6 protein-coding genes are annotated in these 5,720 nt (G+C 73.1%); 3 read left to right on the forward strand and 3 right to left on the reverse strand.

Annotated elements, in window-relative coordinates; genetic code table 11:
- The coding region (locus GTW43_RS17010) for an FAD-dependent monooxygenase (RefSeq protein ID WP_202501542.1) at window positions 1-346 on the forward strand (346 nt) is incomplete at its 5' end.
- An 80-nt stretch (window positions 347-426) separates the two neighbouring features.
- Here GTW43_RS17010 and GTW43_RS17015 read toward each other — a convergent pair.
- On the reverse strand, window positions 427-1,515 hold the full coding sequence (locus GTW43_RS17015) for a branched-chain amino acid aminotransferase (protein WP_161302873.1): 1,089 nt from the start codon (window positions 1,513-1,515) through the stop codon (window positions 427-429).
- Between the two features lie 267 nt (window positions 1,516-1,782).
- Complete coding sequence (locus tag GTW43_RS17020) at window positions 1,783-2,832, reverse strand: 3-isopropylmalate dehydrogenase (protein ID WP_161302874.1); 1,050 nt, start codon at window positions 2,830-2,832, stop codon at window positions 1,783-1,785.
- Window positions 2,833-2,976: 144 nt separating this feature from the next.
- Here GTW43_RS17020 and GTW43_RS17025 point away from each other — a divergent pair, with 144 nt between their 5' ends.
- Window positions 2,977-4,542 carry a metallophosphoesterase family protein gene (locus tag GTW43_RS17025; RefSeq protein WP_161302875.1) on the forward strand — a complete coding sequence of 522 codons (1,566 nt, stop codon included), beginning with the start codon at window positions 2,977-2,979 and terminating at the stop codon, window positions 4,540-4,542.
- Window positions 4,543-4,557: 15 nt separating this feature from the next.
- Here GTW43_RS17025 and GTW43_RS37550 read toward each other — a convergent pair whose 3' ends face one another.
- Window positions 4,558-4,701 (reverse strand): hypothetical protein, encoded by a 144-nt coding sequence (locus GTW43_RS37550; RefSeq protein WP_188336700.1) that lies wholly within the window; start codon window positions 4,699-4,701, stop codon window positions 4,558-4,560.
- 374 nt (window positions 4,702-5,075) lie between these two features.
- On the opposite strand from GTW43_RS37550, the gene GTW43_RS17030 reads away from it, so the two are divergent.
- On the forward strand, window positions 5,076-5,651 hold the full coding sequence (locus GTW43_RS17030) for a CDP-alcohol phosphatidyltransferase family protein (protein ID WP_161302876.1): 576 nt from the start codon (window positions 5,076-5,078) through the stop codon (window positions 5,649-5,651).
- The last annotated feature ends 69 nt before the right edge of the window (window positions 5,652-5,720 follow it).

The raw sequence follows: 5,720 nt of genomic DNA on the forward strand, positions 1-5,720 counted from the left end.
TGACGCCACGGGCCCGCTGGTGCCCCGGCCCATCCACGCGCTGCCCGTCGGCATCACCTGGGAGCGGGTGCCCGGCGTGACCCTGCTCGGGGACGCGGCGCACCTGATGTCCCCGTTCGCGGGCGAGGGCGCCAACCTCGCGCTGTTCGACGGCGCGGAGCTGGCCCGGGCGATCGTGGCGCACCCGGGCGACGTGGAGGGCGCGCTCGCCGCGTACGAGAAGGAGCTGTTCCCGCGCAGCGCGCGCACGGCGGCCGACTCGGCGGCCAACCTGACGCTGATGTTCGGCCCGGACGCACAGCAGGGCCTGCTCGACCTGTTCGCGGGGCTCGGCGCCGCGGCCTGAGCGACGCACGACGACGGCCCCCGTCCCGCCGGTGCGGGTCGGGGGCCGTCGTCGTGTGCGCGGCGCCGGGGGCGGGAGGGTCAGCCGACCCGGTGCATCCAGCCGTGCGCGTCCTCGGTCGTGCCGCGCTGGAGGTTGAGCAGGGCCTCACGGAGCTTGACCGTGACCTGGCCGGGGTTGCCGTCGCCGTGCGTCCACTGGTCCGTCTTGGTCTTGACGTGGCCGATCGGCGTCACGACCGCGGCCGTGCCGCAGGCGAAGACCTCGGTCAGCGCGCCGGACGCGGCGTCCGCCCGCCACTGCTCCAGGGTGATCACACCTTCCTCGGCGGTGTAGCCGAGGTCCCGGGCGACCTGGAGGAGGGAGTCGCGGGTGATGCCCTCGAGGATGGAGCCGGAGAGCGACGGCGTGACGATGCGGTCGCCGTAGACGAACGCGACGTTCATCGAGCCGGACTCCTCGACCTTGGTGCGGGTGACCGCGTCGAGGTAGACGACCTGGTCGCAGCCGTGGGCGGCGGCCTCGGCCTGCGGCAGCAGGGAGGCCGCGTAGTTGCCGCCGGTCTTGGCGTCGCCGGTGCCGCCGGGCACGGCGCGGACGTGGTCCTCGGAGACCCAGATCGTGACCGGCTTCACGCCGCCGGAGAAGTAGGCGCCGGACGGGGACGCGATCAGCATGAACAGGTACTCGTTGGCCGGGTGGACGCCGAGCGCGGCCTCGGTGGCGAACATGAACGGGCGCAGGTAGAGCGCCTCCTCGCCGCCGTGCGGCGGGACCCAGCCGGCGTCCTGGGTGAGCAGCGCGTCGAGCGCGCCGATGAACAGCTCCTCGGGCAGCTCGGCCATGGCCATGCGGCGGGCGGAGTTGCGGAACCGGCGGGCGTTGGCCTCCGGGCGGAAGACGGCGACGGAGCCGTCGGGCTGGCGGTAGGCCTTGAGGCCCTCGAAGATCTCCTGCCCGTAGTGGAGGACGTGCGTCGACGGGTCGAGGGAGATCGGGCCGTAGGGGACCAGCTCTGCGTCGTGCCAGCCGCGTCCCTCGGTCCACTTGACGGTGACCATGTGGTCGGTGAAGTGGCGGCCGAACCCGGGGCTGGCCAGGATCGCCTCGCGCTCCGCGTCGGACAGCGGGGTCGCGGTGGGCTTGAGCTCGATCGTGGGCGTCGTCATGATGCGTGTCCTTCACCGTTGGTTGTGACGGACCGCGCTCACGCCTGCACTGCTTGTACTAGGACGTCCGAGCATTCACGTACACCGCGGCCCGCGTTCGATTATCGCGCGCTGAGGGGTGTGCTCGGAACGGCCCGGCCGGTGCGGGGCGCGGGGCGGCCCGGGGCTGATGGTCGCACCCCGCGGCCGCCTGCGAGAAGCCGCCGGGTGCGTGGGCGACCCGGCGGCTGCTGGCGTACTGGATGAGTACTGGGAGGGAGCGCCGGGTCAGCCGGCTACTCGGGCGGCGAGCGCGTCGCCGATCTGCTCGGTGGAGCGGATGCTGTCGCCGCGCTCGCCGAGGTCGGCGGAGACGGCGGTCTCGATGCGCTCGGCCTGCGACTCGTAGCCGAGGTGGCGCAGGAGGAGGGCGACCGAGAGGACCGTGGCGGTCGGGTCGGCCTTGCCCTGGCCCGCGATGTCCGGGGCCGAGCCGTGGACGGGCTCGAACATGGACGGGAAGGCGCCGCCCGGGTTGATGTTCCCGGAGGCCGCGACGCCGATGCCGCCGGAGACGGCCGCGGCGAGGTCGGTGATGATGTCGCCGAAGAGGTTGTCGGTGACGATCACGTCGAAGCGGGCCGGGTCGGTGACGAGGTAGATCGTCGCGGCGTCGACGTGGATGTAGTCGGTGGTGACCTCGGGGAACTCCTTCGCCACCTTGTTGAACGTGTTCGTCCACAGGTGGCCCGCGAAGGTCAGCACGTTGTTCTTGTGGACCAGCGTGAGCTTCTTGCGCGGGCGGGCCTGGGCGCGGGCGAACGCGTCGCGGACCACGCGCTCGACACCGAAGGCGGTGTTGACCGAGACCTCGGTGGCGACCTCGTGCTCGGTGCCCTTGCGGATCGTCCCGCCGTTGCCCGTGTACGGGCCCTCGGTGCCCTCGCGGACGACGACGAAGTCGATCTCCGGCTGGCCGGCGAGCGGGGTCGGGACGCCGGGGAGCAGCTTCGACGGACGCAGGTTCACGTGGTGGTCGAAGGCGAAGCGGAGCTTGAGCAGGAAGCCGCGCTCCAGGACACCGGACGGGACCGACGGGTCGCCGATGGCGCCGAGCAGGATGGCGTCGTGCTTCTTGAGGGCGTCGAGGTCGGCGTCGGTGAGGGTCTCCCCGGTCGCGTGGTAGCGCTTGGCGCCGAAGTCGTACTCCTCGGTCTCCAGCTTCACGTCCTGCGGGAGGACGGCGGAGAGGACCTTGAGCCCCTGGGCCACGACCTCCTGGCCGATACCGTCACCGGGGATCACTGCGAGATTGATGCTGCGAGAACTTGCCGACATGCTCCGCACCGTACTCCGGGTCCCATGGAATGACACACGGCGTCCACCATGCGGACAGCACGGAGGGGTTCCGCACCGGCCCGTCGACCGCTGTTCACCCGTGCGTCCGGCGGGAGTTGGGCTCCACCGGGGATGTTCACCCGTATGGACACCCCCGATGTCGGCATCCCGGAGACACTCGCGCGCCGGATGAGCATGCCGGAGCAGCACGCGTACCTGCGGGCGCGGTTCAGCAGGCGCCGCGCCCTGGCCGGGGCCGCGGCCGTGGCGGGCGGCGCTGCCCTGCTCGGCGACGGCGCCGCGGCCCCGGTGTTCGCGGCGCACCCCGCCGGTCCGGTGCGCGGGTCGGTCGTGCAGGTCGACGGGGCGCTCGTCGCGCCGTTCGGGCGGCATCTGGCCTTCGGCGCCGATCCGCGCACCCAGCTGCGGGTCTCCTGGCAGGTGCCGTTCGCGGTGCGTCGGCCGTTCCTGCGGGTGGGCCCGAAGCCGTGGGAGCTGGGTCCGCGGATCGAGGCCGAGGTGCGGGCGCTGCACACCCCCGCGCTGTCGGGGAAGCTCCCGGAGGTCGAGCAGCTCTATCTGCACGTGGCGCTCGACGGCCTCACGCCCGGTGCGACGTACTCCTACGGCGTCGGGCACGACGGCTTCGACCCGGCGGCGCCGGAGCGGCTCGGCACGCTCGGCACCTTCCGCACCGCCCCCGCCGCCCCCGGCCCGTTCGTCTTCACGGCCTTCGGCGACCAGGGCGTCGGCTACGACGCGCTCGGCAACGACCAGGTGATCCTGGGTCAGAACCCGGCGTTCCATCTGCACGCCGGGGACCTCTGCTACGCGGACAGCACCGGGCACGGCAGGGAGTCGGACACCTACGACGCCCGGGTGTGGGACCAGTTCCTCGCACAGACCGAGACCGTCGCGAAGTCGGTGCCGTGGATGGTGACGACCGGGAACCACGACATGGAGGCCTGGTACTCGCCGAACGGCTACGGCGGACAGAGCGCGCGCTGGTCGCTGCCGGACAACGGCCCGGACCCGCGGGGTGCGCCCGGCGTCTACTCCTTCGTCTACGGGAACGTGGCCGTGGTCGCGCTCGACGCGAACGACGTGTCGTACGAGATCCCCGCCAACCGGGGCTGCACGGACGGGAAGCAGACGGCGTGGCTCGACCGGCGGCTGGGTGAGCTGCGGGCGCGCGCGGACGTCGAGTTCGTCGTCGTGTTCTTCCACCACTGCGCCTACTCGACGTCGACCCATGCCTCGGACGGCGGGGTGCGCGACAGCTGGGTACCGCTCTTCGACCAGCACCGGGTGGACCTGGTGATCAACGGGCACAACCACGTCTACGAGCGCACCGACGCCCTCAGGGGCGGCGAGGTCGGCAGGCCGGTGCCGGTCGGCGCGTCGACCGATCCGGCGCGCGACGGCATCGTGTATGTCACCGCGGGCGGCGCCGGCAAGGACCTCTACGGATTCGGGCCGGGCGTGCCGGACAGTCACGAAGGCCGGGTGCGGGACCGCGAGGCGGTCACGACCTTCCGCTGGACCAGGTCACGCGAGGCCCACCCGGAGACCGTCACCTGGTCCCGGGTGCGCTACACCGGCCACTCGTTCCTCGCGGTGGAGGTGACGAAGGGCCGGATGACGGTCTCGGCGCTCGCCTCGGACGGCAGGCGCGTCGACCGCTTCGACGTGCGGCGCGGTTCTTCCTGAGGGGCGGGTCCGGGCTCAGTGCCCGGTCTCGCCCCCGTTGTCCCTGCGGTCGAGGGCGCGCTGGAGGGCGGCGGCGGCGATCTTCGCGGTCTGCCGGTCGGCTTCGGTCGACGGGGAGACGTGACGGACTCGGCGGCGGACGGGCGTCGCAGTGGCCATGAGGGATCGACTCCTTGAGAATCCGTGGAACAAAGGGGATTTCGAGGCGCCGGAAGGGGCGGGGAACGGGAGCGTCAGGGGTTGCCTGATCCGGTGCTCCGGCTCACGACCGCCCTCGCCAGGTAAGCGAGACGTTCGGCTCCTACAAAGCTAGGACAGGACTCCGTTTCTGTCTCCACAATTACTCGGACTTCCTACTATCTGAGACGGACCTCACGGACGCGGGGCCGCACCGAGCCGGGCGACGCGTGAGACGGCGGGCGGCGGGCGCGGCCCCTGAGGCGGGAGCACGCGGTACTCAGGGCCGCTTGTTGAGTAGGAGCTGAGTACGCGGGCCGATCCGGGCCCGCGGCCCCGGCGGCAGAGTCGACGCCATGAACGGCCTCTACTCCCTGAAGCCCTGGTACGCGGACCGGCTCGCCGGTGTGCGGGCCGGCTGCGCCGCACGCGGCGTCTCGCCGGACACCCTGACCTGGGCCGGTGTACTGAGCGGCGGTGCGGCGGGCGCGGCCCTCGCACTGCTCCCCGCGCCCCTCGCGGCGCTGCCCGTCGCCGTGCTGCTCGCGGCGCGGCTCGGCTTCGCCAACCTGGACGGCGCGCTGGCCCGCGACACGGGCCGCACGACCCGGCGCGGCGCCCTCCTCAACGAACTCGGGGACCGGGCCGCCGATCTGGCCGTGCTCGCGGGGTTCGCGGCCCTCGCCCCGCTGTGGCTGGTGGCCGCCGCCGCGCTCGCGGCGACGCTGCCGTCCTGGGTGTCGCTGGCGGGCGCGGCGGCGGGCGCCCCGCGGCGCAACGGCGGCCCGGTCGGCAAGACCGAACGCTGCCTCCTCGTCGTGCTCGCGGCCGCGTCCGGCTGGTACGTGCCGGTGCTCGCGGTCCTGGCGGCCGGGTCCGCCCTCACCGCGCTGGTCCGGCTGCGGTGGCTGTGGCGGGAGCTCGGCCGATGAGCACGCTGTTCGTCGCCGGGGAGGTCGCCGGGCGGGCGCTGCCCGTGGTCGGCGGGGTGCTCGGGGCGG

The organism is Streptomyces sp. SID5785 (genome assembly GCF_009870065.1).
Taxonomy (GTDB): domain Bacteria; phylum Actinomycetota; class Actinomycetes; order Streptomycetales; family Streptomycetaceae; genus Streptomyces.

Coding starts and splice junctions, on each gene's coding strand:
- GTW43_RS17015 (WP_161302873.1), bottom strand. CDS start 1,515: ATGACGACGCCCACGATCGAGCTCAAGCCCACCGCGACCCCGCTGTCC.
- GTW43_RS17020 (WP_161302874.1), bottom strand. CDS start 2,832: ATGTCGGCAAGTTCTCGCAGCATCAATCTCGCAGTGATCCCCGGTGAC.
- GTW43_RS17025 (WP_161302875.1), top strand. CDS start 2,977: ATGGACACCCCCGATGTCGGCATCCCGGAGACACTCGCGCGCCGGATG.
- GTW43_RS37550 (WP_188336700.1), bottom strand. CDS start 4,701: ATGGCCACTGCGACGCCCGTCCGCCGCCGAGTCCGTCACGTCTCCCCG.
- GTW43_RS17030 (WP_161302876.1), top strand. CDS start 5,076: ATGAACGGCCTCTACTCCCTGAAGCCCTGGTACGCGGACCGGCTCGCC.